Source organism: Silicimonas algicola, assembly GCF_003148765.1.
Lineage (GTDB): Bacteria > Pseudomonadota > Alphaproteobacteria > Rhodobacterales > Rhodobacteraceae > Silicimonas > Silicimonas algicola.
The window spans coordinates 109,728-135,740 of sequence record NZ_QGGV01000007.1; the positions used below are offsets into that span (position 1 = coordinate 109,728).

Below are 26,013 nucleotides of genomic sequence, written 5' to 3' on the forward strand. Positions count from 1 at the left end.
ATTGCCCTAGTGGAAGCCACCCCGGAATTCTAGTGTCGCCGCGAACAGGGAGACAGGCAATGACCTCACCGCTCTTCGATCTGACCGGCCGCCGCATCCTCGTCACCGGGGCTTCGAAGGGCATCGGGCGCGCCCTGGCCGAGGGCCTGGCCGAGCACGGCGCGCATGTCGTGCTGAACGCGCGAAGCACCGACACCCTCGACGCCGCCGCAGACGAACTGCGCGCTCAAGGCCGCACCGTTTCGACCGCCGCCTTCGACGTGACCGACGCCGCCGCCGTGGCCGAGTCCGTGGCGCGCATCGAGGCCGACGGCCCTCTCGACGGCCTCGTCAACAACGCCGGGATGCAGTTCCGCGCGCCGCTCGAGGACTACCCTCTCGACAAGTGGGAACAGCTCTTCGCCACCAACGTCCGCAGCGTGTTCCTCGTCGGCCAGGCGGTGGCGCGCGGCATGATCGCCCGCAAGCGCGGCCGCATCGTCAACATCGCTTCGGTCCAGTCCGAACTCGCCCGCCCCTCGATCGCGCCCTACACGGCGACGAAGGGGGCGGTCCGCAATCTCACGAAGGGCATGGCCACCGACTGGGCGCGGCACGGGCTCCAGGTCAACGCCCTTGCACCCGGCTACTTCAAGACGCCGCTCAACGCCGCGCTCGTCGCCGACGCCGACTTCTCGGCCTGGCTCGAAAAGCGTACCCCCGCCGGGCGGTGGGGCGACGTGGGCGAACTGAAGGGCGCTGCGGTCTTCCTCCTGTCCGATGCGGCCAGCTTCGTGAACGGCCAGACGCTCTACGTCGACGGCGGCATCACCGCCTCGATCTGACCCCGGGGTTTCACTGGTCGTCAAATATCCCGGGGGCGTGGGGGCAGAGCCCCCACCCGCGTCGCCGCCGCTGGCGGCGATCCGCAGTGAAGCCGGTCCTCGTCTTGACGCCCAAGCCCCCCGGCCCCACACCTGAGACAACGCAAACGGGAGGCGCGGCATGAAAATCCTCATCATCGGCGGCGGCGGCATGGTCGGGCAGAAGCTCGCGGCCTCGCTCGCGAAGGACCCGCTGAGCCGGGGCGACGAAGTCACCCTCTTCGACATGGCCTTTCCGGGACACGGCGGCGCGTCGGCTGCGCAGAAGATTCCCGGCAACGTCACCGATCCGGGCGCCATCCGCCGCCTGGCGGCAGGGCGGCCGGACCTCGTCTATCACCTCGCCTCCATCGTCTCGGGCGAGGCCGAATCGAACTTCGACCTCGGCTGGACCGTCAACATGACGGCCTTCCGCGACTTCCTCGAAGCCTTCCGGGCCGAGGTTCAGGCATCCAAGGGCGCCTACAAGCCGCGGATCATCTTCACCTCCTCCATCGCCGTCTTCGGCCCGCCCTTCCCCGACAAGATCGGCGACGAATTCCTGTCGGCGCCGCAGACCAGCTACGGCACGCAGAAGGCGATCTCGGAACTGCTGCTGACCGACTTCATCCGCAAGGGCTTCTTCGACGGCATGGCGATCCGCCTGCCCACAATCTGCGTCCGGCCGGGCAAGGCCAACCTCGCCGCCTCGTCGTTCTTCTCGGGCATCATCCGCGAGCCCCTGAACGGCAAGGAGGCGATCCTGCCCGTCCCCGACAGCGTCCGGCACTGGCACGCCTCGCCCCGTTCGGCGGCCGGCTTCCTGCGCCACGCCGCGACCCTCGACACCGATCTCCTCGGGACGCGCCGCGCGCTCAACATGCCGGGCGTCTCCTGCACGGTGGCCGAGCAGATCGAGGCCCTGCGCGAGATCGCCGGCGACGAGGTCGTGGCCCGCATCAAGCCCCGGCCCGACGAGACGATCATGCGCATCGTCTCGGGCTGGCCGCGCGACTTCGACCCGCAGCGGGCGCGCGACTTCGGGTTCACCGCTGAGTCGAACTTCCACGAGATCATCCGCACCTACATGGACGAGGACATGCCGAAGGCCTGAGCCTCAGGCGGCCTCGCGGATGTTCCGCCGCAGGTGCTGCTCGATGGCCCGCGCGCAGCCCGCCGCGTCGCGGGCAAGTGCTGCGTCGAGGATCTGCTGGTGCTCGGCGGCGATCATGCCGAAGTAGGCCCCGCCGAATTCCTCGGTCAGGGTCATCATCTGCTGCCGGAACTGGAGGTAGATGTTGGCATGCGTGCGCCGGATCAGCGCCGAGCCGCAGGCCGAGATCAGCGTCTCGTGGAAATGCCGCTCGGCCTCGGACCACAAGGCGCGGAAGGGTTCCATGTCGCCCGCCTTCAGGATCCGCGTCTGGATATGGACCAGCGCGTGATGCGCGGCGTTGAGGTGCATCTCCCAGGCGACGCCGCCCTTCTCCATCGACCGCTCCGCTCCCTCCTGCTCCAGAAGGATGCGGAACCGCGTCACGTCGTTGAAGATCGACTGGTCCACGGCCCGGACGCGAAAGCCGCGCTGCGCCTCGAACTCGACCAGCCCGATCGTCACCAGCCGATGCAGCACCTCGCGGACGGTGTTGGCCGAACAGCCATAGTCGCCCTGAAGATCGGACGGCTTCAGCTTGTGTCCCGGCCGCAGCGTGGCGTTCATCAGCCGCCGCTTGAGGTCCTCGTAGATGTCGGGCGTGTCGACGCGCATGACGGCCTCCTCCGCGCAGGTTTACCGAAATCCCGCATCCTGTCAAAAATTTCGAAATTCCGCGCTTTTTCAATTTCGCGTTGGCAGCGGGGGGTCGAATTGCTACCGTGACGCTGCGATGACGACGTCCGAAAGGGCGCAAAAATGAAACGGGAGGAATTCATGAAGTTCGTGAAGTATGCGGCATTCGCCGCAGGCACCGTCGCCATGCTTGCCGGAACCTCGGCACTGGCGCAGACCACGCTCCGCATCCAGACGCACTACGCGCCCGAATCGCTTTCGGGGAAGAATGCGGCGATGTTCATCGACGACATCCAGACGATGTCGAACGGCGAGATCCAGGTCGAGATGTTCTATTCGTCCGCCGTCGTGAAGTCGGTCGAGACCTTCGACGCGGCCGCCACCGGCATCCTCGACTGCGACATGACGGGCGGCGCCTACCAGACCGGCAAGAACCCCGCGTTCCAGTTCGTGGGCGACATCATGGGCGGCTACGACACGCCCTATCAGCAGCTCTCGTGGCTCCTGATCGGCGGCGGCAAGGAAGACGCCCAGGCTCTCTACAACCAGTACGGCATGCAGCTCGTCGGCTGGTGGGTCGTCGGCCAGGAGGCGCTCGCCTCCACCAAGCCGGTCCAGACCGCCGCGGACTTCAAGGACTGGAAGTTCCGCTCGCCTCCGGGCATGGAAACCAAGATCTTCGAAAAGCTCGGCGCATCGCCGATCGTGATGGACTTCACCGAGGTCTTTACCGCGCTGGAAACCGGCATCATCGAAGGCGCCGACGCCTCGATCCTCGCCAACAACCAGTCGATGGGTCTCTACGACATCGCCAAGCACGCGACCTACCCCGGCTTCCACTCGATGCCGTCGGACCACCTCGCCTGCAACAAGTCCGTCTGGGACGCCATGCCCGAGCACCACAAGCGGATCATGGAAGTCGCGATGGAGAAGCTGGGACTTCGCCAGGCTCTCGAAGGTGACAAGGCCAACGCCGAGGCCGCCGTGGCCCTCGCCGAAGGCGGCGTGACCATCCACAACTGGGCCGAAGAAGACCGTGCCGCCTTCCGCAAGGCCGCGCAGGACACATGGCCCGAGTTCGCGACCACGCCGGAAGCCAAGGCTCTGGTCGACAGCCACCTCGCCTACCTGAAAGTCCTGGGACTCGTCTCGGACCAGTAAGCCGACCCCGCCGGCGGAGCCGCCTCGTGCGCTCCGCCGGCAGACCGCTTCTGAAGACGGCCCGGAACGGGTCGGGGGAACCGAGGGGCGACATGCACGAAAAACAGGGAACCTTGGTCGAGTGGCTTGCGCCGCTGGCCTTCTGCATCGTCTCGGGCTGGCTCGTCTGGCACGCGCCTGCCTACATCCTCGATTTCGGGCCCGAGAACGGCCAACTCGCTGCGCAGCTTGCCCGGACCGATGTTACCCCGAACCTTTCGCCGATCTTCGCCTTCGCCGACATCGTCGACTATGCCGCGCTGATCCTCTGCCCTCTCCTGTTCATCCTCGGCGTGATGACCGTCCGCCGGGCGTCGATGGAATACGAGCACTGGAACGGCTTCGACCGGATCTCGGTCTTTCTCGGCCGCATCACGATGATCCTCATCCTGATCCTCACCTCGGTGATGATCTTCGAGGTCATGATGCGCTATGTCTTCGAGCGCCCGACGCTCTGGGCCAATGAGCTGTCGCTCTGGCTCGCCGGATTCGTCTTCCTGCTCGCCGGCCTCTACTCGATGCAGCAGCGCGGCCACATCCGCATCTTCCTGCTCTACGACATCTGCCCGCGCTGGCTGCAACGCCTCTTCGACGTCATCTCGACCGGTTTGATCGTGCTCTTCGCCTTCTTCCTGATCTACGGAGCCTACGGCGAGGCCTTCCAGAAATTCATGAGGTGGGAGACCTTCGGCACCGCCTTCGACCCGCCGATTCCCGCCACGCTCAAGATCATGGTCCTTCTCGTCGTGACGCTGGTGGCGCTTCAGGCCGTGGTGAACCTCTTCGCCGACTGGAACGAGGAACCCGTGATCCACACCGCCGCCGACGACATCGACGAGGGCGAACTCGAGCGTCTGCGCGCCGCCGTCGGCGACGACGGCACCGCCGATCTGGACGTCACGCGCAGCGCCGCGCAGGAGAGGGACACCCGCTGATGGACGTCGGAACGATCTCTCTGGTGCTCATGCTGGGCCTCGTGGCGCTCCTCGCCATCGGGATGCCGCTCGGCCTCGCCTCGGCGATCCTCGCCGTCCTCGTCCTCGTGATGAAGTTCGAGCCGGCCCTTCTTCTCCAACCATGGACCTTCGGCGACGGCCTCCTGACGGCGAAACCCGGCACCGGACCGCTCAACATCCTCGCGCAGAAGATCTACGGCCTTCTGACCGATTACGTGCTGATCTCGATACCGCTCTTCATCTTCATGGCCGCCCTCCTCGAAAGGTCGGGCATCGCCAAGGACATGTACAACTCGCTGAACGTCTGGCTGAACCGGACGCGCGGCGGCATCGCCATCGTCACCTCGCTCATGGCGGTCATCATGGCGGCCATGTCCGGCATCATCGGCGGCGAGGTCGTGCTTCTCGGCCTGATCGCGCTGCCGCAAATGCTGCGCCTCGGCTACAACCAGAACCTCGCCATCGGCACGATCTGCGCGAGCGGGTCGCTCGGCACGATGATCCCGCCGTCCATCGTCCTCATCATCTACGGCCTCATCACCGAAACCTCGATCAAGGCGCTCTTCACGGCGGCCTTCCTGCCCGGCTTCATGCTGGCCTCGATGATCATCATCTACATCATCGTCCGCACCCAGCTTAACCCCTCCCTTGCCCCGCTGCCGATCGAGAAGCTGACCTCGGATCTCTCGACGCCGAATCTCTCGGCCTCGAAGCGCGCCAGGCTCGAAGCCGACCTCGCCGCCCTGAACGCCCAGCCCGCGGGGACCGAGAAGCTGGCGCTCTTCGCCGCCTTCCTGTCGATCCTGACCGCAGGCTTCACGCTGATGATGTTCCTGCGTGCCGCCTTCTTCACGCTCGCGGGCCAGAACGTGTCGCGCGAAGGCGTCGACGACATCGCCCTCGGCACGGCCGCCCACCTGCCCTGGCTCGGCGGCATCTTCCTCGTGGCCATGGCGCTGATCCTCTTCGTCTTCGGGCGCGAGAAGACGGCGCGCGGCTGGCTCATGGGCAAGGGCCTCGTGCCGCCGATCGTGGTCATCGGCGTCGTCCTCGGCTCGATTTACGGCGGCATCACCGGCATCACCGAGGCGGCAGGCATGGGCGCTCTGGCGGTCTTCATCCTGATGACGCTCTACCAGAAGACCTTCTCCGGCTGGGTCGGCACCGTCCAGGGCGCGCTGATCCCGATCATCGCCTTCGTGGCGCTTCTCATCGTCCTGCCGCATTTCGTGGTCGCCGGCGACCGAGAGTGGCTGGTCAAGCTTCAGGTCGCAGGCACCTTCTTCCTTGTCATCCTCCTGACCCTGCGCATCCCCGCCGTACGCGACGGCCTCTGGGACAGCCTCCTCAGAACGCTCCGCTCCACCGGCACGATCATCTGGGTGACCATCGGCGCCGCCGCTCTCGCCGGCGCCTATACCATCGCGGGCGGTCCGCAGTTCGTGGCGGACCTGATCGTCGGCTCCGACATGCCGACCATGCTGATCCTCCTGACCATGATGGTCATCCTCCTCTTTATGGGCGCCTTCATGGACTGGGTCGGCATCGTGCTCCTCATCATCCCGGTGTTCCTGCCGATCGTGCAGCGCCTGCCCATCGAGGAGATCGGCTACTTCGGAGAGCTCCAGCCCAAGTATCTCTCGGTCTGGTTCGGGGTCCTGTTCTGCATGAACATGCAGGTCAGCTTCCTGTCGCCGCCCTTCGGCCCCGCCGCCTTCTATCTGAAGTCGGTGGCGCCGCCGCACATCTCGCTCACCGACATCTTCAAGGGCTTCCTGCCCTTCATCTGCATCCAGCTTCTCGCCCTGACGGTCCTTCTCCTCTGGCCGCCGATTGTCGAGATCCTGCTCGATTGGGGACAACCATGAGACTGACCGACGACCAGCTCCGCTTCTTCGAAACCCAGGGCTACCTCGTGGTCGAGAACGTCCTCGGAGACGACGTCCTCGCCCCCGTCCGCGCCGAATACGACGCCCTCCTCGACCGCATGATGGACGGCTGGGGCATGGCGCGCGAGGGCGACTTCGCCGAGAAGGTCGTCAGCGCCTACGAGGCCGGACACGACTGGTTCCAGCCGATGGACATCTCGCTGCCTGGCGACCGCATCGAGGCCGACACGCCAATGCACATCGGACCGGCGGTCTTCGACATGATCACCGCGCCCGCCCTTCTCGACATGGTCGAGGATCTTATCGGGCCCGAGCTCACCTCGAACCCGATCCAGCACGTTCGCATCAAGCCGCCGGAGCGCAAGCTGCTGACCGGCGAGATCCGCGCCCACGTCGGCGGCACCGACTGGCATCAGGACCGTGCCGTGGCGCTGGAAGAGGCCGACCAGACCCGCATGGTGACCGTCTGGCTCGCCGTCACCGACGCCACGGTCGAGAATGGCTGCCTCCAGGTCGTCCCCGGACGCGCCGACCTCCTCCCGCACTGCCCGCAGCGCCAGACCTCCATCGCCAAGGGCTTCGTCGACACCGACCTCGCGGTGCCGCTGCCGGTCAAGGCGGGCGGCGCGGTGATCTTCCACCCGATGACGCCGCACGCCTCGCTCGCGAACGTCTCGGACAGCATCCGCTGGTCGTTCGACCTGCGCTACAACGTGACCGGCGATCCCACGGGCCGCGGCCACTTCCCCGAGTTCGTCGCACGCTCGCGCCAGACCCCCGCGTCGGAGCTTCGCGACTGGCGGGAATGGAAGCGCATGTGGGACGACGCCCGCGCACGTCTCGCCGCCGCGCCGCACATCGACCTTCACCGCTGGAGCGCCGACGCCCCCGTCTGCGCCTGAGCCCATGTCGCTTCATCTTGCCCGAAATACGCAGGCCCGGCCGGGTACCGCGCGCACCGTTCGCGCGTCTCTCCGGCCGATCCCGTGCCTTACGCTTTGCCGACACTTTGCAGACGCGATGCCGACATCGCCTTTCGCCCGCTTTCCAACAGGATTAACGTCGATTCGCGGCGCCCCGCGCGATCCCTCGTCCCCGGCCCCCGCCCGCCCCATTCATCCCGGAGCAACCCGATGAAACCGACCGTTCGCCTCGACCCGTCCGACAACGTCGTCACCGCCACCCGCGCGCTCGAGGCCGGCGCGGCGGTCGAGGCCGTCGCCACCACCTCCCTGATCCCCTCGGGCCACAAGATCGCGACCGAGGCGATCCCGCAGGGCGGACCGATCCGCAAGTACGCCCAACTCATCGGCTATGCCGCGACGGACATCGCGGCTGGCGACCATGTCCACACCCACAACACCGAGTTCCGAAACACCGAGCAAGCCTATGAATTCGGGACCAATCTCCGCAACGTCGAGATGGTCCCCGAGACACGGCGCGACACCTTCATGGGCTACCGCCGCGAAAACGGCTCGGTCGGCACGCGCAACTACATCGCCGTCGTCACGTCCGTGAACTGCTCGGCCACCGCCGCGCGCCGCATCGCCGACGCCTTCGGCCCCGAGGAACTGGCCGACTACCCCAATGTCGACGGTGTCGTCGCCTTCGTCCACGGGACCGGCTGCGGCATGGCGGGCGACGGCGACGGGTTCGAGGCGCTTCAGCGCGTCATGTGGGGCTATGCCAGGCACCCCAACCACGCGGGTGTTCTGATGGTCGGCCTCGGCTGCGAGATGAACCAGATCGACTGGCTCCTGGAAGCCTATGGCCTGAAGCAAAGCCCGACGTTCCAGACCATGAATATTCAAGGGGTTGCGGGCCTTCGGAAGACCATCGAACTGGGGATCGAGAAGGTCCGCTCGATGCTTCCCATCGCCAACGAAGCGAAGCGCGAACCCTGCCCGGCGTCCGAATTGATGGTCGCCCTTCAATGCGGCGGCTCCGACGCCTGGTCCGGCATAACGGCCAACCCCGCGCTCGGCTACGCTTGCGACCTCCTTGTCGCCCAAGGCGGCACCGGCGTCCTCGCCGAGACGCCCGAGATCTACGGCGCCGAGCACCTCCTGACCGCGCGCGCCATCGACCGCAAGGTGGGCGACCGCCTCGTCGGCCTGATCCGCTGGTGGGAGGACTACACCGCCCGCAACAAGGGCTCGATGGACAACAACCCCTCGCCCGGCAACAAGAAGGGCGGCCTGACCACGATCCTCGAGAAATCCCTCGGCGCGGCCGCGAAGGGTGGCACCACGCCGTTGACCGGCGTCTACAAATACGCCGAACCCGTGCGCGCCAAGGGCTTCACCTTCATGGACTCCCCCGGCTACGACCCGGCTTCGGTCACCGGCCAGATCGCCGGCGGCTGCAACCTCGTCTGCTTCACCACCGGGCGCGGCTCCGCCTTCGGCTCGAAGCCCGCGCCCACGATCAAGGTCGCGACCAACTCCGAGATGTATGGCGGCATGATCGAGGACATGGACGTGAACGCCGGCACCATGCTCAGCGAGGGTGTCAGCCTCGAGGAGAAAGGCCGCGAAATCTACGAGCTTTTCCTGCGGGTTGCGAGCGGAGAGCAATCCAAGTCCGAAGCACAGGGCCTCGGGGACTACGAGTTCGTCCCCTGGCAGATCGGGGCCGTGATGTGACGGGGATCGACAGCACCCGGGACGCCGCGAATTTCGCATGCGAAACCTTGGCCGGGGGCCGCGCCCGGTGACGCGCCTCCTCGTGGCCGGTGCGGGCCTGATCGGCAGCCGACATGCCGCCCACATCGCCGAGCATCCCGACCTGACGCTCGCCGGCGTGATCGAACCAGACCCCGCGCTGCGAGCCGCCTTCGACGCCCCAGGCTTCGCCTCGCTGGCCGACTGCGACGCCGAAGCCGACGGCATCGTCATCGCGACACCGACGCAGTTCCATGAACCGGTCTTCCTCGAAGCCGCCGCGCGGGGTCTCCACGCCCTCGTCGAGAAACCCCTCGCCCCCGACCTCGCCGCCGTCGACCGCATGATCGAGGCCGCGCGCAAGGCAGGCGTCCACATCCTCACCGGTCACCACCGCCGCTTCCATCCCCGCGTCGCCGCCCTGAAGGACGTCATCGCCTCGGGCGCAATCGGACAGCCCATCCTCGCCAGCCTGATCTGGGCCGTCCGCAAACCCGATCCTTATTTCGAGGTGACATGGCGCCAGAGTGCCGACGGCGCGCCGGTCCGCCTCAACCTCTGCCACGAGATCGACCTCCTTCGGCACCTCTTCGGCGAGGTCACCGGCGTCGCTGGCCTCGGAGCGAACCCCGTCCGTCAGACCGCGCGCGTCGAATCCGGCGGCGCGGTCCTCGCCTTCGCGTCCGGCCTCACCGCCACCATCGCCTTCGCCGATACCACGCCTTCGCCCTGGGGCTTCGAACACGGCACGGGAGAGAACCCGAACATTGCCACCACGGGACAGGATTCGCTCAGGATCACGGGCACCGAAGGCGCGGTCGAGTTCCCCTCCCTCCGCGTCTGGACCGGAGCCGAGGACTGGTCGCAGGCCCCCGCGCCGCACTACGCCCCCGCCCCCGACGGCGTGCCACTGATCCGCCAACTCGAACACTTCGCCGCCGTCTGCCGGGGCGAGACCCAGCCCCTTAACGACGCGGCAAGCGGACGGCGCACGCTGAAGCTGACCCTCGCGGTGGAGGCGGCGACCCTGCCGTCCGCGCCGTGAAGATCGCCATCGTCGGACGCGGCCTGATAGGCTCTGCCGCCGCGCGTCACCTCGCCCGCGCCGGCCATGACGTCACGCTCATCGGTCCCGACGAACCACCCCGCTTCGAGGACCACCGCGGCGTCTTCGGCAGCCACTACGACGAGGGCCGGATCACCCGCGTCAACGACCGCCGCCCCTTCTTCGCACGCGTCTCGCACGCCTCCATCGCGCGCTACGCCGAGATCGAGGCGCAGAGCGGCATCCCCTTCTTCACCGCCTCGGGCTCGCTGGTCGCGGGCGGCCCAGACTACATGGAGGCCGTCGCCAAGGGCCGGGAGGGCCTGTCATTCGCCTTCGACGACCTCTCCCCCGACGCCCTGAAATCCCGCTTTCCCTGCCTCGCCTTCCCGGCTGGGTTCTCGGGTGTCTACGAACCCAAGGCCGGCCACATCAGCCCCCGCCGCCTCGTCGCCGCCCAGACCGAGGCCGCGCGCCGGGCAGGCGCCCGGATCATCGCGCAGGAAGCCGTCTCGGTCGGCGACGGACGCGTCCGCACCGCCGACACCTCCCACTCCGCCGACCGCGTCATCGTCGCGGCGGGAGGCTGGACCGACGCCGTCCTCGGCCGCGCCGCCGTCCTCGAGGTCTATGCCCGCACCGTCGCCTTCCACGAGATCGGCCCCGCCGAGGACGAACGCCTCCGCGACATGCCCTCCTTCGTCTACGACTCGCCCGACTCCATCTACGTCCTGCCGCCCATCCGTTATCCCGACGGCAAGGTCTGGCTGAAGCTCGGTGGCGACCCCGAGGACGTGCTCCTTCCCGATCAGGACGCCGTGGGCGCGTGGTTTCGAAACGGCGGCAGCGTCGAGATCGGTCACCACCTGACCGACACGATCCGCCGCCTCCTCCCCGGCCTCGCCTTCGAGAGCCGCCACATCGCGCCCTGCGTCACGACTTGGACCGACACGCGCGTCCTCGAGATCCGCCGCCTCTCGCCCCGCCTCATCGTGGCGGCAGGCGGCAACGGTTCGGGCGCAAAATGCAGCGACGAGCTTGGCCGGATGGCGGCCGCGCTCACCACGGAAACAGCAGAGGAGACGACCCCATGACACACATCGGATTCATCGGACTTGGGCTCATGGGCTCGGCCATGGTGCAGCGCCTTCTGGACAAGGGGCACACCCTCACCGTCCTTGGCAACGTGAACCGCACCGGCGTCGACGCCGCCACCGCGCGGGGCGCCAACGAGGCCGCAACGGCCCGCGATCTGGCCGAAGCCGCCGACATCGTCATGCTCTGCATGGGCACCTCGGACCACGTCGAGGCGCGGATGCGGGGCGAAGACGGCGTCATCGCCGGGCTGTCCGACGGCATGGTCGTGATCGACTTCGGCACCTCGCTTCCCGGCTCGACCGTGGCCCTCGGCAAAGAGGTCGCCGCGAAGGGCGCCACCATGCTCGACGCGCCGCTCGGCCGGACGCCGACCCACGGGCGCGAGGGCAAGCTCAACATCATGGGCGCAGGCGACGAAGCGACCTTCGAGCGGGTGCGCCCCGTGCTTCAGGACCTGGGCGAGAACATCTTCCACCTGGGGCCCCTCGGCGCGGGACACACGATCAAGCTTATCAACAACTTCTACGCCATGGCCTCGGTCAACGCGCTCTCCGAGGCCTTCGCCGCCTGCGACATCGCCGGCGTCCCGCGCGAAAGCCTCTACAACGTGCTGTCCGCCGGTCCGAACGGGTCCGGCATGATGGACTTCATCAAGGCCTACGCCGTCGACGGAGACCCCACGAAGCTGTCCTTCTCGGTCCGCAACGCGCTCAAGGACGTCAGCTACTACGACCGGATGGTCAGCGACTTCGGCCGCAGCTCGATCATGGCCAAGGGTGCCAAGGAGGCCATCGGCCGCGCCGTCGAGGACGGCCACGGCGACGATCTCGTGCCCCAGATGGTCGACAGCTACGCCCGCTGGTTCGGCTGAGGATGGCCGCACCCGCCCTCGACATCCGCGACGACCGCATCGGCCTCGGCATCCTGATGATGCTGGGGACCTGGGCGTTCTTTGCGGTGACGGACACCACCGTCAAATGGCTGGTGCTGGCAGGCATTCCCGCGCTCCAGCTCGCCTTCCTGCGCTATGCCGTCTCGCTGGCGGTGTCGGTGGGGGTTGGCCTCGCGCGCGGCAGCGTGGCGGGGCTTCACAGCCGGGGCGACATGATGCTGGTCGTCGTGCGCGGCTCGCTTCTGGTGATGACGACGATCCTCAACTTCATCGCGCTCAAGTACCTTCCGCTGACGGTGACGGCGACCATCGCCAACTCCTCGCCCATCCTCGTCACCGCCCTTGCCGTGCCGCTCCTGGGCGAAAGGGTCGGCCCCTGGCGCTGGTTTGCCGTGGTCCTCGGCTTCATCGGCGTCGTCATCGTCATCCGCCCCTTCGGCGCCGAATTCCACTGGGCGACGCTCCTCGTCCTCGGCAACGCGACGGGCCTGGCGCTGTTCTCGATCCTGACCCGCAAGCTCTCGGGCCGGATCGCCACGCAGACCATGCAGGTCGCGGCGGGGGCAGTGGGCACCGTCGTCCTGGCCCCCTTCGCCCTGGCCGCCTGGACCTCGCCCGACACGGCTCTCGGCTGGTGCCTGATGTTCGGCATCGGCGTCTCGGCCTGGGCCGGGCATGAAATCTTCTCGCGCGCCCACGCCCATGCCGAGGCGGGCGTGCTTATGCCCTTCTCCTATGTCTTCATCCTCTACGTCACCATCGCGGGCTTCATCGTCTTCGGCACCGTTCCGGACATGCCGACCCTGGTGGGTGCGTCCATCATCATCGCCTCGGGTCTCCTGATCTGGTGGCGGGAGCGGCGGCGATGACGCGCGTCCTCTGCCTGGGCGAGGTGATGGTGGAGCTGTCGCTTGAGGCGGCCGACCCGACGCGGGCCTCGGTCGGCATTGCGGGCGACACCTACAACACCGCCGTCTACCTGAAGCGCTCCGCGTCCGAACTCGAGGTCGCCTACGCCACACGCCTCGGCCGCGACCGCTTCAGCGCGATGATCCGCGAGAGGCTGCGGGACGAAGGCATTTCGGACGACTTCGTCACCGAAAGCGACGACCGCCTGCCCGGCCTCTATGCCATCTCGACCGACGCGGGCGGCGAGAGGTCCTTCCACTACTGGCGCGACCGCTCGGCCTACCGGACCTACTTCGACGCGCCGGGCCCGGACCTGGAGGCGATGGCGACGTTCGACGTCATCTACCACTCCGCCATCTCGATCGCCGTCCTGCCCAACGAGGCGAGAGGGCGGTTCCTCGACTGGCTCGCAAACTACCGCGCCGACGGCGGATGCGTCATCTTCGACTCGAACTACCGCCCGCGCCTCTGGCCCGACGCGGCTACCGCGCGCGACGCCATCGAGCGCGCCTGGCGCACCTGCGACATCGGCTTGCCGAGCCTCGACGACGAGATCGCGCTCTACGGCGACGAAAACGCGCAGGCCGTGATCGACCGCCTCCACGGCTGGGGCGTAGCGGGGGGCGCGCTCAAGCGGGGCGCCGAGGGGCCGCTCTCGCTCTCTGGCGCCACCTGCCCCGATTGCCCGCCCGCGCCGCGTGTCGTCGACTCGACTGCCGCCGGCGACAGCTTCAACGGCGGATACCTCGGCGCGCGCCTCACCGGCGTCTCCGAGGCGGAAGCCCTTGCGGCAGGCCATGCGCTTGCCTCACAAGTAGTGCAGCACCGGGGCGCGATCCTGCCCCGCGGGGAGGACACATGAACCGATACGATCTCGACGGCCGCATCGCCGTCGTCACCGGGGGCGCAATGGGCATCGGCCGCGCCGTCGCGCACCGTCTCGCCGTCTCGGGCGCGACCATCGCTCTCTGGGACCTCGATCCCGACAAGGCCGCGCATGTGGCCCGCGAGATCGACGGCGATGCCCAGGCCTTCACCTGCGACGTGGCGGACTGGGCTTCCGTCGCGGCCGCCCGCGACGCGACCCTCGCCCGCTTCGGCCGCATCGACATCCTGGTGAATTCGGCCGGCATCGCGGGCAACGTGGCGCTGGTCGAGGACTACGACACCGCGATGTGGGATCGCATCATGGCGGTGAACCTGACCGGCACCTTCCACACCAACAAGGCCGTCATTCCGGCCATGAAGGCGCAGAACTACGGGCGCATCGTCAACATCGCCTCGGTCGCGGGCAAGGAAGGCAACCCCAAGGCCAGCCACTACGCCGCCTCGAAGGCGGGCGTCATCGGCTTCACCAAGGCCATCGGCAAGGAGGTCGCGACCCACGATATCGCGGTCAACTGCGTCACACCCGCCGCCGCCAACACGCCGATCCTCGAACAGCTCACCGAGGAATTCATCCAGTTCATGCTGTCCAAGATCCCCCGCGGCCGCTTCGTCGAGGTCGAGGAAATCGCCAACATGGTCGCCTGGCTCGCCTCCGAGGAATGCTCCTTCACAACCGGCGCCGTCTTCGACATCTCGGGCGGCCGCGCGACCTACTGATGTCCGTCATCCTGCCCGAAATACGCCGAGGCGGTCCGGGGGAGCAGCGCTCCCCCGGCGCCAGCCACACAGCCTGACACCGAGGTCAACATGCTTCACACCATTCCCGGCTTCGACCGCATCGGCGAAGAGAACGCCTTCGCCGTCCTCGCCCGCGCCGGCGCCCTTGCCGCGAAAGGCAAGGACGTCATCAACCTCGGCATCGGCCAGCCCGACTTCCCGACGCCCGGCAACATCACCGAGGCCGCCATCAAGGCGATCCGCGACGGACACCACGGCTATACCCCCGCGACCGGCATCCTGCCCCTGCGCGAGGCGGTGGCGGCCGACCTCGACCGACGCTTCGGCGCGACGGTCAGCCCCGACAACGTGCTGATCGTCCCCGGCGGCAAGGTCACCATGTTCGCCGCCATCCTGATGTTCGGCGAACCGGGGGCCGAGATCCTCTACCCCGACCCCGGCTTCCCGATCTATCGCTCGATGATCGAGTTCACCGGCGCCACCCCCATCCCCATCCCGATCCGCGAGGAGAACGGCTTCGCCTTCTCGGCCGAAGAAACCCTCGGCCTCCTCACCGACCGGAGCCGCCTCATCATCGTCAACTCGCCCGCCAACCCCTGCGGCGGTGTCACGCCCAAGGCCGAAGTCGACAAGCTGGTCGCCGGTCTCGCCGACTGGCCCGACGTCGCCATCATGTCCGACGAGATCTACGACCAGATGCTCTACGACGGCGAGGAGCACGTCACGCTCCTGAACTACCCCGAGATCCGCGACCGCCTGATCCTGCTCAACGGCTGGTCCAAGACCTATGCCATGACCGGCTGGCGCCTCGGCTACTCGGTCTGGCCGCAGAAGCTCTACGACAACGCCCGCAAGCTCGCCGTCAACTGCTGGTCCTGCGTCAACGCGCCCTCGCAATACGCCGCACTTGAAGCGCTGACCGGCCCGCAGGACGCGGTCGGAAAGATGGTGGCCGAGTTCGACGCCCGCCGGAAACTGGTCGTCGACCTGCTGAACGGGATCGAGGGCGTCTCCTGCATCGTGCCCAAGGGCGCCTTCTACGCCTTCCCGAACATCAAGGCGACGGGCCGGAAGGCCAAGCAACTTGCCTCCGACCTCCTTGAAGGGCCGGGCGTCGCCACCATCGGCGGCCCCGACTTCGGCATCCTGGGCGAGGGCTACATCCGCCTCAGCTACGCCAATTCGCAGGACAACATTCGCGAGGCGCTGGCGCGCATGAAGGGCTTCATCGAACGCGGGTAGGATGACTTTGCGGCAACTGCCGCCATCGCACCTCAATGCCGCCACATTGCTGACGCATTGCCGCAAAATCCTCGCCGGCGGGTCATAATCGGCGAGGATGCCACCCATGTTCGAACTGGAACGACCGTACCGGAAGCCGCGTCCGGAGAAGCCGGTCGAGCGGCGCTGCCACCGCTGCCATGGAACGGGGCGGTCTGCCTGCCGGTCCTGCGGCGGGCAAGGCCGGACCGCCACCAGCCGCAGCGCGCTCGGCGAACCGGTCTACATCCGCTGCACCGCCTGTTACGGCAGCAAGGTCTGCCGCTGCATCACCTGTGCGGGCATCGGCTTCATCACCTGAGGCATCGCTTGATGCCCCGCGCCGTTCCGTGAACAATGTCCTCCTCTACAGGGAGGCAGCGGCATGACAGACCCCACCATCGGCTTCATCGGACTTGGCCTCATGGGTCACGGCATGGCGAAGAACATCGTCGAGAAGGGCTATCCCCTTCGCGTCATGGCGCACCGCAAGCGCGAGGCGGTCGACGACCTGATCGGTCGGGGCGCCGTCGAGGTTTCGACACCGCGCGAGATGGCCGAGGCCTGCGACATCGTCTTTCTCTGCGTCACCGGCAGCCCCCAGGTCGAGGCGACGCTTCGCGGCGACACCGGCCTCCTCTCTGCCCTCCGACCCGGCGCTGTCATCGTCGACTGCTCGACTTCCGACCCGGTCTCGACCCTGACCCTCGCCGAGGAGACGAAGGCCGCCGGGGGCCACTTCGCCGACGCGCCGCTCTCGCGCACGCCCAAGGAAGCCTGGGCCGGGACGCTCGACGCCATGGTCGGCGCCGATCCGGAGGTCTTCGACCGCATCAGGCCCGTGATCGAGACCTGGGCCGGCGTCATCGTCCACCTCGGACCGACGGGCCTCGGCCACAAGATGAAGCTCATCAACAACTTCATCGGCATGGGCTATGCCGCCCTCTACGCCGAGGCGCTGGCCATCGCGCGCAAGTCGGGTCTGACGGCGCAGCAGGTCGACAGCGTCATCCGCCCCGGCCGCCTGTCGAACGGCTTCTACGAGACCTTCATGAAATGGACGCTCGAGCAGGACGAGAACGCGCACCGCTTCTCGATCTCCAACGCGCACAAAGACATGGCCTATCTCGCCAACCTCGCCGTCTCGGTCGGCGCGGTGAACCCGATGCAGTCGGCGGTGAAGAACGCCTTCGCCGCGATGGACGCCGCCGGAGAAGCGGACCGCTACGTCCCGATGCTGGCCGACTTCATCGCACGGGTGAACGGGCTGCCGAAGTTCGACTGACCTTTCGGCTTTCACTGGTCCACAAGTATCCCGGGGTGTGGGGGCAGAGCCCCCACTCTCACCTTTCCGGAAAGACCGTCCGCTTGGCCACCAATCCCGGATCGCCCAGATCCAATCCGGCCAGCACCCGCGCGATGGACGGCCCGGCATCCCCCTTGCCATAAGGGTTCTCCGCCGCCGCCACGCGCGCACGGAAGGCCTCATCCGTCAGCGAAGTCCGGATCGCGCCGAAGATCGCATCGGCCTCGCAGGGCACGTGCAGCACGTTCTCGCCCCTGAGCCGCCCGTCCTGCCTCGGGCCGATGTCGACGGCGGGACAGGCGAAGGCGGGCGTCTCCTTCAGACCGGACGACGAATTGCCGACGCAGACACCGCGCCCGACGCGCCCGCACCAGTTCAGTACGCCGTGATAGAGCCATCGCCCGAGGCTTCGCCGCAGGGTGACGCCGTCCCGCCCCGCGACCCCCTCCAGCGCCGCGACGATGGCCGCCGAGCCGAGATCGCCGTTCGGATGGGTCAGGACAAGCTGCGCCCCGAGGTCCGTCCGCGCCCGTTCAAGCGCGTCGAGACAGGCCGCAATCTCCTCCCCCGCCTTGTCCGGCGAGGTGCTGATCGGGTGAAGCGTGAACAGGACCAGCGGCCTCGCCTCGTCCAGTCCCAGCTCCTCCACGACCCGCCCGGGCGGCGCGAAGTCCCCCGTCCGGATCAGGTCGATCGGCGGGAACCCCACGTCGTGGATGCGCCAGGGCTCCTCGCCCATCATCCGCACCCGCCCCGCGGCCTCGGCGTTCGTCGTGAAGTGGATATGCGCGAGCTTCGTCATCGCGTGGCGCACCACGTCGTCGAGCGTCCCGCCCTGCGTCAGGTCGCCCCCCTCGATATGCGCCGTCGGCACCCTCATCTGGGTCGCCGCGATCATCGCCGCGAAGGCTTCGAAGCGGTCACCGTAGATCACCAGGGCGTCCGGCCTCAGCCGCTCCAGAGCATCCGTCACGCCCAGGACCGCCCGCCCGATGGCGCGAGGGGTCGACGCTGCGCTCTCATCGTCGCGCTTCACAGGCACTGTCGCCGCAGCCCTGAACTCGGGCGCGTCGGCGGGGTCGCGGCCCATGCCCTCGATCAGCACGAGCTCCAGCGCAGAATGCGCGTCGATGGCCCGCAGGACCGGCAGCAACAGCCCGTATTCCGACCGGCTGCCGGTGAAGACGCCGATCCGCCGCGCCATCAGACCCGTTCCAGCGCGATGGCCGTCGCCTCGCCGCCGCCGATGCAGATCGAGGCCACGCCGCGCCTTGCGTTCCGCGCCCGCATCGCGCCGAGAAGCGTCACGAGGATCCGCGCACCCGAAGCCCCGATGGGGTGGCCGAGCGCCACCGCGCCGCCGTTGACGTTCAGCCGCTCGTGCTCGATGCCAAGCTCGCGCATCGACGCCATAGGCACGCAGGCGAAGGCCTCGTTGATCTCGAAGAGGTCCACGTCGTCGGTCGACCAGCCGGTCGTCTCGAACAGCCGCTGCTTGGCGTAGACAGGGGCGGTCGTGAACCATCCAGGCTCGCCCGCATAGGCCGCATGGCCGACGATCCGCGCTATCGGCTCCAATCCTAGTCGCTCCGCCTCCGACGCTGACGCCAGCACCAGCGCCGCAGCCCCGTCGTTGATCGAGGACGAGGACGCCGCCGTGATGGTGCCGTCCTTGCGGAAGGCGGGTCTCAGCGACGGGATCTTCGCGGGATCGATGCGGTCCGGCCCCTCGTCACGCGACACGACCGTGTCTCCCTTGCGCCCCTTGACCGTGACCGGCGCGATCTCCCAGTCGAACGACCCGTCTTCAGACGCACGCTTGGCCCGCGTCACGCTCTCGATGGCATAGGCGTCCTGGTCGCCGCGGGTGAACTGGTACTTCTCGGCGCAGTCCTCGCCGAAGGAGCCCATGCTGCGGCGGGTGCCGTTAGGGGCGATGTCATAGGCGTCCTCGAGCCCGTCGAGCATCATGTGGTCCATCAGCCCCACATGCCCGATCCGCGCCCCGCTCCGGCCCGTCGGCAGCAGGTAGGGCGCACCCGTCATGCTCTCCATCCCGCCTGCCACGACCAAGCCGACCGAGCCCGCGCGGATCGCGTCGTGGCCCTGCATCACCGTCTTCATGCCCGAGCCGCAGACCTTGGCGACGGTCGTGCAGGGCACCGACGCCGGCAGCCCAGCGCCAAGTGCCGCCTGCCGGGCGGGTGCCTGTCCCAGACCGGCAGACAGGACGTTGCCCATGAGGACCTCGCCCACGTCGTCCGGGGCGAGACCCGCATCCGCCAGTGCCGCCGCGATGGCGCGGGCGCCCAGTTCAGTCGCAGGCACGCCCGAGAAAGCGCCCTGAAAAGCGCCCAAGGGGGTGCGCGCCGCGCCGCAGATGTAGATGGGATCGGACATGGGTTCCTCCGCTGTCTCGCCGACACTCTGCCCGCTCGCGGGCCGGGGTCAATCCTCGGCCGGGTCGAGCCGCACCAGAAGGTCGCCCTGCGCCACCTGCGCGCCCTTTGCCACCGTCACCTCGGCCACCCGCCCCGCGCGCGGCGCGGTGAGCCTATGCTCCATCTTCATCGCCTCGAGGATGGCCAGCGTGTCGCCCTCGGCCACCTCCTGCCCGGCCTCGGCGCGGACCTGAGTGACAAGCCCCGGCATCGGCGCGAGGACGGTGTCGGCCGTCGCCGCCCCCGCACCGGCCTTGTCCGTGGCGAAGGCGAAATGATGCTGCCCGGCGTCGCGGCGGACGAGGACGCCGCTTCGCGTCATCACCGCTCCTGCCACCCCGGAGACGCCACCCGAGACGAAGGCAAGGCGCTCGCCCTCCCGCGTCACGCACTCGAAGGCGACCGACCCGAACGGTGTCTCGACCGACCGCCGCGCGCCGTCCGTCTCGACCGTGACGCCGCCTGTCTCGAAGGCCACCGACTGCCGCGCCGGACCGAAGAGGCGGAAGTCGCGGAAGGCATGGTCGCCCGAAGTCAGAACGGCCAGCGCCGCCAAGGCGAAATCCAGCGCCTCCGCCTCGGGCTCTGCCGTCAGCGTCTCGCCCTTTCGCGCGATCAGTCCGGTGTCGACCCGTCCCGCCGCCACGTCCTCGTCCGACAGAAGCCGCGACAGGAAACCCCGGTTCGTCACCGACCCCGCAACAAGCGTCTCGTCCAGCGCGCGGACAAGCGACCGCACCGCACTGGCCCGGTCGGGACCATGCGCGATCAGCTTGGCGATCATCGGATCGTAGAAGGGCGTCACCGCGTCGCCCTCCTCCACGCCGGTGTCGACCCGGACGCCCCCGCCGAAGCGCAGCACATCGAGACGGCCCGTCGCGGGAAGGAAGCCCGCCGAAGCATCCTCTGCATAGAGCCGCGCCTCCACCGCATGTCCCGTCAGCCGCAAGTCGCCTTGCGAAAAGGGCAGCGCCTGCCCCTCCGCCACCGCGATCTGGAGCGCCACCAGGTCGAGCCCCGTCACCGCCTCGGTCACCGGATGCTCGACCTGAAGGCGGGTGTTCATCTCCATGAACCAGAAGGCGTCGGGGTCGGGAAAGCGCGCGCCATCGACGATGAACTCGACCGTGCCCGCGCCGACATAGCCCACGGCGCGGGCGGCGGCGACGGCGGCGTCCCCCATCCGCTGGCGCAACTCTCGCGTCATGCCGGGTGCAGGCGCCTCCTCGATCACCTTCTGGTGCCGGCGCTGAAGCGAGCAGTCGCGCTCGAAGAGGTGAACGACGTTGCCGTGTGCATCGCCGAAGACCTGCACTTCGATGTGACGCGGGGTCTGGATGTATTTCTCGACGAGGCAGGCAGGGTCGCCAAAGCTCGCCTGAGCCTCACGCCGGGCGCCTTCCAGAGCCTCGGCGAAGTCGCCGTCACGCTCGACCAGCCGCATCCCCTTCCCGCCGCCGCCCGCGCGCGCCTTTATGAGCACGGGGTAGCCGATTTCGGACGCCTTTCCGGCAAGATAGGCGGCGTCCTGCATCTCGCCGTGATAACCGGGCACGACCGGCACGCCGGCGTCCTCCATCAGCGCCTTGGCCTTGTCCTTCAGTCCCATGGCGCGGATCGCCGAGGCGGGAGGACCGACGAAGGTCAACCCCGCCGCGTCGACAGCCTCGACGAAGGCCGGGTTCTCCGACAGGAAACCATAGCCGGGATGGATCGCATCGGCCCCCGTGGCGCGCGCGGCCTCGAGGATGGCCTCGGCGCGGAGATAACTCTCGGCGACAGGCGCGGGACCGATCCGCACCGCCTCGTCCGCCATCCGGACATGCAGCGCGCCTGCATCGGCGTCCGAATGCACGGCCACCGTCGCAATCCCCAACTCACGACAGGTGCGGATCACGCGGCAGGCGATCTCGCCCCGGTTCGCGATCAGGAGCTTCCTAATCGGCATCGAGCCCTTCCTCGCGCATCGCCGCCTTCAGCGCCGCTTCGGCCTCGGGACCGAAGGCCACCAGCCGCACGTCGAGAGGCGATCCCGCGACCTCTTCGACCGCGATCTTCGCGGCCAGCCCGACGGGGAAGCCGTAGACGCCGGTCGAGATCGCCGGGAAGGCGATGGACTCGCAGTCGGCCGCTTCGGCCAGCATCAGCGAGACGCGATAGCACGAGGCGAGAAGCTCCTCCTCATCGGCGTCGCCCCCTCTCCAGACCGGTCCCACGGCATGGATCACATACTTCGCCGGAAGGTCATATCCGGACGTCAGCTTGGCCTGCCCCGTCTCGCAGCCGCCGAGCGTCCGGCACTCCGCGAGAAGCCCCGGTCCGGCCGCCCGGTGGATCGCGCCGTCGACGCCGCCTCCGCCCAGAAGCGACGGATTCGCCGCGTTGACGATGGCATCGACCTTCATCGTCGTGATGTCTCCCGTGAAGACCGTAACCGGCATGGCGCCTCACATCCTGAAGAGGCCGAAGCGGGTGTCCCCGATCGGCGCGTTGAGCGTGGCCGACAGCGACAGCGCCAGAACCTCGCGGCTTTTCCTGGGATCGACGATGCCGTCGTCCCAGAGTCGGGCCGAAGCGTAAAGCGGATGGCTTTGGGAGCGGAACATCTCTTCGGTCGGTGCGCGGAAGGCCGCCTCTTCGGCATCGGACCAGCTTTCGCCCCGCGCCTCCATCGCCCGCCGCCTGACGATGGCCAGCGTCCGCGCCGCCTGCTCGCCCCCCATGACGGCGATACGGCTGTTCGGCCAGGACCAGAGGAAGTGCGGTCCGAAGGCGCGCCCCGCCATGCCATAGTTGCCCGCGCCGTAAGACGCGCCGACGATCATCGTCACCTTGGGCACGGCGGTGGTGGAAACCGCCGTCACCATCTTCGCCCCGTGACGTGCGATGCCGCCCTCTTCGGCCTGACGGCCCACCATGAAGCCGGTGATGTTCTGAAGAAAGACCAGCGGCACCTTCCTCTGGCTGCACAGTTCGATGAAGTGCGCCCCCTTCTGCGCGCTGTCCGAGAAGAGGACGCCGTTGTTCGCCACGATCCCCACAGGGATGCCGTGAAGGTGGGCGAACCCCGTCACCAGCGTCTCGCCGAAGCGCGTCTTGAACTCGTCGAACCGACTGCCGTCGACGATGCGCGCGATCACCTCGCGGATGTCGTAGGGCACGCGCGGATCGGCCGAGACAAGGCCCATGATCTCGGCCGGGTCATAGGCCGGGTCCTCGGGCGTCTCGCGCCGGATCGCCGCCGCCGTCTCCAGGCCGAGGTTCGCCACGATCCGCCGCGCGATCCGAAGCGCATCGGCGTCGTCCTCGGCCAGATGGTCGGCCACACCGGACAGACGGGTGTGCATCTCGCCGCCACCCAGATCTTCGGACGTCACCTCCTCGCCCGTCGCCGCCTTCACGAGAGGCGGTCCGGCAAGGAAGATCGTGCCCTGGTTCCGCACGATCACCGTCTCGTCGCTCATCGCCGGCACATAGGCCCCACCGGCGGTGCAGGAGCCCATCACGACAGCGATTTGGGGAATGCCCTCGGCACTCATGCGCGCCTGGTTGAAGAAGATGCGCCCGAAGTGATCGCGGTCGGGGAAGACCTCGTCCTGGTTCGGCAGGTTCGCGCCGCCCGAGTCGACGAGGTAGATGCAGGGCAGCCGGTTCTCGGCCGCGATCTCCTGCGCGCGGAGGTGCTTCTTGACCGTCAGCGGATAGTAGGTGCCGCCCTTCACGGTCGCGTCGTTGGCAAGGACCATCACGTCGCGCCCCGAAACCCGGCCCACGCCCGCAATAGCGCCCGCCGCCGCGATCTCGCCGCCATAAAGACCATGCGCCGCCAGAAGCCCGATCTCGAGGAACGGCGAGCCGGGATCGAGAAGGTTCTGCACCCGGTCGCGGGGCAGCATCTTGCCCCGAGACAAGTGCCGCTCACGCGCCCTCTGACCGCCCCCGGCCAGCGCCACCTCGGCCGCCGCCTCCGCCTCGGCCAGGTGCGCGCGCATCGCGGCCTCGTTCTCGGCGAAGGTCTCGGAGCGCGGACTGATGTGACTTGCGATCCTCACGAAGCGACCCTGCCCTCGCCATGGCGGTCCAGCGTCTTGCTGTCGGGGAAAGGCACACTCATGGGAAATGAATGAACGGTCGCGCCCGCGGAAGCAAGGCGTCCCGTCCGCCCTCTAGCCTTCGCCGCGCGGATGGGGTTCCATGCAGGCATGGACACCCCGCGCCTGACGTCACTTCTCTTCGTGCCCGGGGACAGCCCCGCGAAGGCCGCCAAGGCCCGAACCTCGGGTGCGGCAGGCCTCATCCTCGACCTTGAAGACAGCGTAGGACCCGACCGCAAAGCGGAGGCCCGGGCTGGACTGCCGGAGTTGATCGAAGCGACCTCCAGCGCCGACGGTCCGTCAATCTGGGTCCGGATCAACCCGCTGGACAGCGGCCTCGCCCAGGACGACCTTGCCGCCGCCGTTCGCGCCGGACTGACCGGGATCATGCTGCCGAAGGCGTCCGGCGGCGAAGATATCGCAAGGCTGTCCGCGATGCTCGACGGACTTGAACGCAAGTCAGCGATCGAGGCCGGATCGACGCGCATTCTCCCCATCGTCACCGAGACCCCCGCCGCCCTCTTCGCGCTGGCGTCCTATGCGCCCGCGCATCCTCGCCTCGCCGCGCTCACCTGGGGCGCGGAGGACCTGAGCGCCGTTCTCGGCGCAACCGCCACGCGCGCCGACGGCGACTGGACCGGCCCCTACGCCACCGCCCGCGCGCTCACGCTCTTTGCCGCCGCGAACGCGGGCGTGCCCGCCATCGACACCGTCTATACCGACTTTCGCGATGCAGAGGGCTTGGGCCGGTCGGCCCGCGCGGCGCGGCGCGACGGGTTCGCCGGCCAGATGGCGATCCATCCCGCGCAGGTGGCCGTGATCGAGGCCGCCTATGCGCCGAGCGAGGAAGATATCGCCCTGGCCCGCCGCATCGTCGCGGCCTTCGCCGAGACGCCGGGCCTTGGCACAGTGGGCATCGACGGCCAGATGATCGACATCCCGCACCTGAAACGCGCGCGGCGTCTCCTGGCCTCGGCAGGACTGGAAGCGTGACCCTTCCCCTTCATCTTGCGAGAAATACGCACCTTTGCAGGTCGCGCCGAAAGGTCCGCGCATGGGACTGATGGACGGACAGGTCGCCCTCGTCACGGGCGCGGGTCGCGGCGTCGGGCGAGGCATCGCGCTCGAACTCGCGCGGCAGGGTGCGGCAGTGGTGGTCAACGACCTCGGCGCTTCGCTGTCGGGCGAGGGCGGCGACGCCTCCCCTGCGGCGCAGGTGGTCGACGAGATCCGCGCGGCGGGCGGACAGGCCATCGCGGACGGCCATTCGGTCGCCGACTGGGACGGCGCACATGCGATGGTCGGCGCAGCGCTCCAAACCTTCGGGCGGATCGACGCGGTGGTGAACAACGCGGGCATCCTGCGCGATGTCCTGTTCCACAAGATGACCGAGGCTGATTTCGACGCCGTCATCGCCGTCCACCTGAAAGGCAGCTTCAACGTCGCCCGCGCCGCAGCACCCCACTTCCGCGAGCAGGGCTCGGGCGGCTACGTCCACATGACGTCGACCAGCGGGCTGATCGGCAACCTCGGCCAGGCGAACTATTCCGCCGCCAAGCTCGGCATCGCGGGGCTCTCGAAGTCCATTGCACTCGACATGGCGCGCTTCGGCGTGCGCTCGAACGCGGTGGCCCCCTGCGCGGGCACGCGCATGATCGACTCGATTCCCGCGCGGACGCCCGAAGAGATCGGGCGCCTCGAGCGTCTGCGCGCCCTCGACCCCGACCGGATCGCGCCGTTCGTGGCTGCGCTCCTCGCGCCCGGATCGACCGTCACGGGGCAGATCTTCGGCGCACGCGCCGACGAGCTTTATCTCTTCAGCCAGCACCGTCCGGTGCGCACAGCGCATTCCTCGGACGGCTGGACGACCGAGAGCATCCTCGATCGAGTGTTTCCCCAATTCGAGACCGCCTTCACACCCCTCGACACCTCGGCGGAGGTCTTCTCGTGGGAGCCCGCCTGAGGCGCCCGCTGCACTTGACGGGCCCTGCCCGGCCATGTCT

24 protein-coding genes are annotated in these 26,013 nt (G+C 68.3%); 18 read left to right on the forward strand and 6 right to left on the reverse strand.

Going from position 1 to position 26,013, the window contains the following annotated elements; all coding sequences use genetic code 11:
• The first annotated feature begins 59 nt into the window (after positions 1-59).
• The gene (locus C8D95_RS15170) at positions 60-824 is read left to right on the forward strand and encodes an SDR family oxidoreductase (protein WP_109760043.1); all 765 of its coding nucleotides are present in this window, start codon (positions 60-62) and stop codon (positions 822-824) included.
• 160 nt (positions 825-984) lie between these two features.
• The gene (gene denD, locus C8D95_RS15175) at positions 985-1,956 is read left to right on the forward strand and encodes a D-erythronate dehydrogenase (protein ID WP_109760044.1); all 972 of its coding nucleotides are present in this window, start codon (positions 985-987) and stop codon (positions 1,954-1,956) included.
• 3 nt (positions 1,957-1,959) lie between these two features.
• Here the strand turns inward: denD and C8D95_RS15180 are convergent, their stop codons facing one another.
• Positions 1,960-2,610 carry a GntR family transcriptional regulator gene (locus C8D95_RS15180; RefSeq protein WP_109760045.1) on the reverse strand — a complete coding sequence of 217 codons (651 nt, stop codon included), beginning with the start codon at positions 2,608-2,610 and terminating at the stop codon, positions 1,960-1,962.
• 162 nt (positions 2,611-2,772) lie between these two features.
• On the opposite strand from C8D95_RS15180, the gene C8D95_RS15185 reads away from it, so the two are divergent.
• The 14 genes from C8D95_RS15185 (at position 2,773) to C8D95_RS15250 (ending at position 17,454) form a co-directional block, all read left to right on the forward strand.
• Positions 2,773-3,792: a TRAP transporter substrate-binding protein gene (locus tag C8D95_RS15185; protein WP_109760129.1), complete on the forward strand. Its 1,020-nt coding sequence runs from the start codon at positions 2,773-2,775 to the stop codon at positions 3,790-3,792.
• Between the two features lie 92 nt (positions 3,793-3,884).
• Positions 3,885-4,766 carry a TRAP transporter small permease subunit gene (locus tag C8D95_RS15190; RefSeq protein WP_109760130.1) on the forward strand — a complete coding sequence of 294 codons (882 nt, stop codon included), beginning with the start codon at positions 3,885-3,887 and terminating at the stop codon, positions 4,764-4,766.
• Complete coding sequence (locus C8D95_RS15195; protein WP_109760046.1) at positions 4,766-6,655, forward strand: TRAP transporter large permease; 1,890 nt, start codon at positions 4,766-4,768, stop codon at positions 6,653-6,655. The genes C8D95_RS15190 and C8D95_RS15195 overlap by 1 nt, the downstream gene beginning before the upstream one ends.
• Entirely contained in the window at positions 6,652-7,578 is a 927-nt protein-coding gene (locus tag C8D95_RS15200) for a phytanoyl-CoA dioxygenase family protein (protein WP_109760047.1), read from the forward strand. Before C8D95_RS15195 ends, C8D95_RS15200 begins: the two co-directional genes overlap by 4 nt.
• Positions 7,579-7,809: 231 nt before the next feature.
• Positions 7,810-9,321, forward strand: a complete 1,512-nt coding sequence (locus C8D95_RS15205; RefSeq protein ID WP_109760048.1) for a UxaA family hydrolase — start codon at positions 7,810-7,812, stop codon at positions 9,319-9,321.
• Positions 9,322-9,358: 37 nt separating this feature from the next.
• The gene (locus tag C8D95_RS15210) at positions 9,359-10,384 is read left to right on the forward strand and encodes a Gfo/Idh/MocA family protein (protein ID WP_241239839.1); all 1,026 of its coding nucleotides are present in this window, start codon (positions 9,359-9,361) and stop codon (positions 10,382-10,384) included.
• Positions 10,381-11,478: an NAD(P)/FAD-dependent oxidoreductase gene (locus C8D95_RS15215; protein WP_109760049.1), complete on the forward strand. Its 1,098-nt coding sequence runs from the start codon at positions 10,381-10,383 to the stop codon at positions 11,476-11,478. The genes C8D95_RS15210 and C8D95_RS15215 overlap by 4 nt, the downstream gene beginning before the upstream one ends.
• Positions 11,475-12,353, forward strand: coding sequence for an NAD(P)-dependent oxidoreductase (locus tag C8D95_RS15220; RefSeq protein ID WP_109760050.1), 879 nt, complete (start codon positions 11,475-11,477; stop codon positions 12,351-12,353). The genes C8D95_RS15215 and C8D95_RS15220 overlap by 4 nt, the downstream gene beginning before the upstream one ends.
• A 2-nt stretch (positions 12,354-12,355) precedes the next feature.
• Positions 12,356-13,243 carry a DMT family transporter gene (locus C8D95_RS15225; RefSeq protein WP_109760051.1) on the forward strand — a complete coding sequence of 296 codons (888 nt, stop codon included), beginning with the start codon at positions 12,356-12,358 and terminating at the stop codon, positions 13,241-13,243.
• Positions 13,240-14,145, forward strand: a complete 906-nt coding sequence (locus C8D95_RS15230) for a sugar kinase (protein WP_109760052.1) — start codon at positions 13,240-13,242, stop codon at positions 14,143-14,145. Before C8D95_RS15225 ends, C8D95_RS15230 begins: the two co-directional genes overlap by 4 nt.
• Positions 14,142-14,888 carry an SDR family NAD(P)-dependent oxidoreductase gene (locus C8D95_RS15235; protein ID WP_109760053.1) on the forward strand — a complete coding sequence of 249 codons (747 nt, stop codon included), beginning with the start codon at positions 14,142-14,144 and terminating at the stop codon, positions 14,886-14,888. The genes C8D95_RS15230 and C8D95_RS15235 overlap by 4 nt, the downstream gene beginning before the upstream one ends.
• A gap of 90 nt (positions 14,889-14,978) precedes the next feature.
• A complete protein-coding gene (locus C8D95_RS15240; RefSeq protein WP_109760054.1) occupies positions 14,979-16,151 on the forward strand; it encodes a pyridoxal phosphate-dependent aminotransferase in 1,173 nt (390 codons plus the stop codon).
• Positions 16,152-16,257: 106 nt separating this feature from the next.
• Positions 16,258-16,491 carry a hypothetical protein gene (locus C8D95_RS15245; RefSeq protein ID WP_109760055.1) on the forward strand — a complete coding sequence of 78 codons (234 nt, stop codon included), beginning with the start codon at positions 16,258-16,260 and terminating at the stop codon, positions 16,489-16,491.
• Positions 16,492-16,554: 63 nt separating this feature from the next.
• Positions 16,555-17,454 carry an NAD(P)-dependent oxidoreductase gene (locus C8D95_RS15250; RefSeq protein ID WP_109760056.1) on the forward strand — a complete coding sequence of 300 codons (900 nt, stop codon included), beginning with the start codon at positions 16,555-16,557 and terminating at the stop codon, positions 17,452-17,454.
• A 58-nt stretch (positions 17,455-17,512) separates the two neighbouring features.
• Here C8D95_RS15250 and neuC read toward each other — a convergent pair whose 3' ends face one another.
• From neuC to C8D95_RS15275, 5 genes are read right to left on the reverse strand one after another with little or no spacing between them, the layout of a single operon-like run.
• On the reverse strand, positions 17,513-18,679 hold the full coding sequence (gene neuC, locus C8D95_RS15255) for a UDP-N-acetylglucosamine 2-epimerase (RefSeq protein WP_109760057.1): 1,167 nt from the start codon (positions 18,677-18,679) through the stop codon (positions 17,513-17,515).
• On the reverse strand, positions 18,679-19,875 hold the full coding sequence (locus C8D95_RS15260) for an acetyl-CoA C-acyltransferase (RefSeq protein ID WP_109760058.1): 1,197 nt from the start codon (positions 19,873-19,875) through the stop codon (positions 18,679-18,681). The genes neuC and C8D95_RS15260 overlap by 1 nt, the downstream gene beginning before the upstream one ends.
• 48 nt (positions 19,876-19,923) lie before the next feature.
• Positions 19,924-21,864, reverse strand: coding sequence for an acetyl-CoA carboxylase biotin carboxylase subunit (locus tag C8D95_RS15265; protein WP_109760059.1), 1,941 nt, complete (start codon positions 21,862-21,864; stop codon positions 19,924-19,926).
• On the reverse strand, positions 21,854-22,357 hold the full coding sequence (locus tag C8D95_RS15270; RefSeq protein WP_109760060.1) for an O-acetyl-ADP-ribose deacetylase: 504 nt from the start codon (positions 22,355-22,357) through the stop codon (positions 21,854-21,856). The genes C8D95_RS15265 and C8D95_RS15270 overlap by 11 nt, the downstream gene beginning before the upstream one ends.
• A gap of 6 nt (positions 22,358-22,363) precedes the next feature.
• Positions 22,364-23,908 (reverse strand): carboxyl transferase domain-containing protein, encoded by a 1,545-nt coding sequence (locus C8D95_RS15275; RefSeq protein ID WP_109760132.1) that lies wholly within the window; start codon positions 23,906-23,908, stop codon positions 22,364-22,366.
• Positions 23,909-24,118: 210 nt separating this feature from the next.
• Here C8D95_RS15275 and C8D95_RS15280 point away from each other — a divergent pair, with 210 nt between their 5' ends.
• Both C8D95_RS15280 and C8D95_RS15285 read left to right on the forward strand, forming a co-directional pair.
• Positions 24,119-25,003 (forward strand): HpcH/HpaI aldolase/citrate lyase family protein, encoded by an 885-nt coding sequence (locus tag C8D95_RS15280; RefSeq protein ID WP_109760061.1) that lies wholly within the window; start codon positions 24,119-24,121, stop codon positions 25,001-25,003.
• Positions 25,004-25,073: 70 nt separating this feature from the next.
• Complete coding sequence (locus C8D95_RS15285; RefSeq protein ID WP_346243139.1) at positions 25,074-25,973, forward strand: SDR family NAD(P)-dependent oxidoreductase; 900 nt, start codon at positions 25,074-25,076, stop codon at positions 25,971-25,973.
• Positions 25,974-26,013 lie beyond the last annotated feature (40 nt).

Bases quoted from the DNA above. Each gene is read 5' to 3' on its own strand.
- C8D95_RS15170 (WP_109760043.1), top strand. From the start codon at position 60: ATGACCTCACCGCTCTTCGATCTGACCGGCCGCCGCATCCTCGTCACC.
- denD (WP_109760044.1), top strand. From the start codon at position 985: ATGAAAATCCTCATCATCGGCGGCGGCGGCATGGTCGGGCAGAAGCTC.
- C8D95_RS15180 (WP_109760045.1), bottom strand. From the start codon at position 2,610: ATGCGCGTCGACACGCCCGACATCTACGAGGACCTCAAGCGGCGGCTG.
- C8D95_RS15185 (WP_109760129.1), top strand. From the start codon at position 2,773: ATGAAGTTCGTGAAGTATGCGGCATTCGCCGCAGGCACCGTCGCCATG.
- C8D95_RS15190 (WP_109760130.1), top strand. From the start codon at position 3,885: ATGCACGAAAAACAGGGAACCTTGGTCGAGTGGCTTGCGCCGCTGGCC.
- C8D95_RS15195 (WP_109760046.1), top strand. From the start codon at position 4,766: ATGGACGTCGGAACGATCTCTCTGGTGCTCATGCTGGGCCTCGTGGCG.
- C8D95_RS15200 (WP_109760047.1), top strand. From the start codon at position 6,652: ATGAGACTGACCGACGACCAGCTCCGCTTCTTCGAAACCCAGGGCTAC.
- C8D95_RS15205 (WP_109760048.1), top strand. From the start codon at position 7,810: ATGAAACCGACCGTTCGCCTCGACCCGTCCGACAACGTCGTCACCGCC.
- C8D95_RS15210 (WP_241239839.1), top strand. From the start codon at position 9,359: ATGCGAAACCTTGGCCGGGGGCCGCGCCCGGTGACGCGCCTCCTCGTG.
- C8D95_RS15220 (WP_109760050.1), top strand. From the start codon at position 11,475: ATGACACACATCGGATTCATCGGACTTGGGCTCATGGGCTCGGCCATG.
- C8D95_RS15225 (WP_109760051.1), top strand. From the start codon at position 12,356: ATGGCCGCACCCGCCCTCGACATCCGCGACGACCGCATCGGCCTCGGC.
- C8D95_RS15230 (WP_109760052.1), top strand. From the start codon at position 13,240: ATGACGCGCGTCCTCTGCCTGGGCGAGGTGATGGTGGAGCTGTCGCTT.
- C8D95_RS15235 (WP_109760053.1), top strand. From the start codon at position 14,142: ATGAACCGATACGATCTCGACGGCCGCATCGCCGTCGTCACCGGGGGC.
- C8D95_RS15240 (WP_109760054.1), top strand. From the start codon at position 14,979: ATGCTTCACACCATTCCCGGCTTCGACCGCATCGGCGAAGAGAACGCC.
- C8D95_RS15245 (WP_109760055.1), top strand. From the start codon at position 16,258: ATGTTCGAACTGGAACGACCGTACCGGAAGCCGCGTCCGGAGAAGCCG.
- C8D95_RS15250 (WP_109760056.1), top strand. From the start codon at position 16,555: ATGACAGACCCCACCATCGGCTTCATCGGACTTGGCCTCATGGGTCAC.
- neuC (WP_109760057.1), bottom strand. From the start codon at position 18,679: ATGGCGCGGCGGATCGGCGTCTTCACCGGCAGCCGGTCGGAATACGGG.
- C8D95_RS15260 (WP_109760058.1), bottom strand. From the start codon at position 19,875: ATGTCCGATCCCATCTACATCTGCGGCGCGGCGCGCACCCCCTTGGGC.
- C8D95_RS15265 (WP_109760059.1), bottom strand. From the start codon at position 21,864: ATGCCGATTAGGAAGCTCCTGATCGCGAACCGGGGCGAGATCGCCTGC.
- C8D95_RS15270 (WP_109760060.1), bottom strand. From the start codon at position 22,357: ATGCCGGTTACGGTCTTCACGGGAGACATCACGACGATGAAGGTCGAT.
- C8D95_RS15275 (WP_109760132.1), bottom strand. From the start codon at position 23,908: ATGCGCGCGCACCTGGCCGAGGCGGAGGCGGCGGCCGAGGTGGCGCTG.
- C8D95_RS15280 (WP_109760061.1), top strand. From the start codon at position 24,119: ATGGACACCCCGCGCCTGACGTCACTTCTCTTCGTGCCCGGGGACAGC.
- C8D95_RS15285 (WP_346243139.1), top strand. From the start codon at position 25,074: ATGGACGGACAGGTCGCCCTCGTCACGGGCGCGGGTCGCGGCGTCGGG.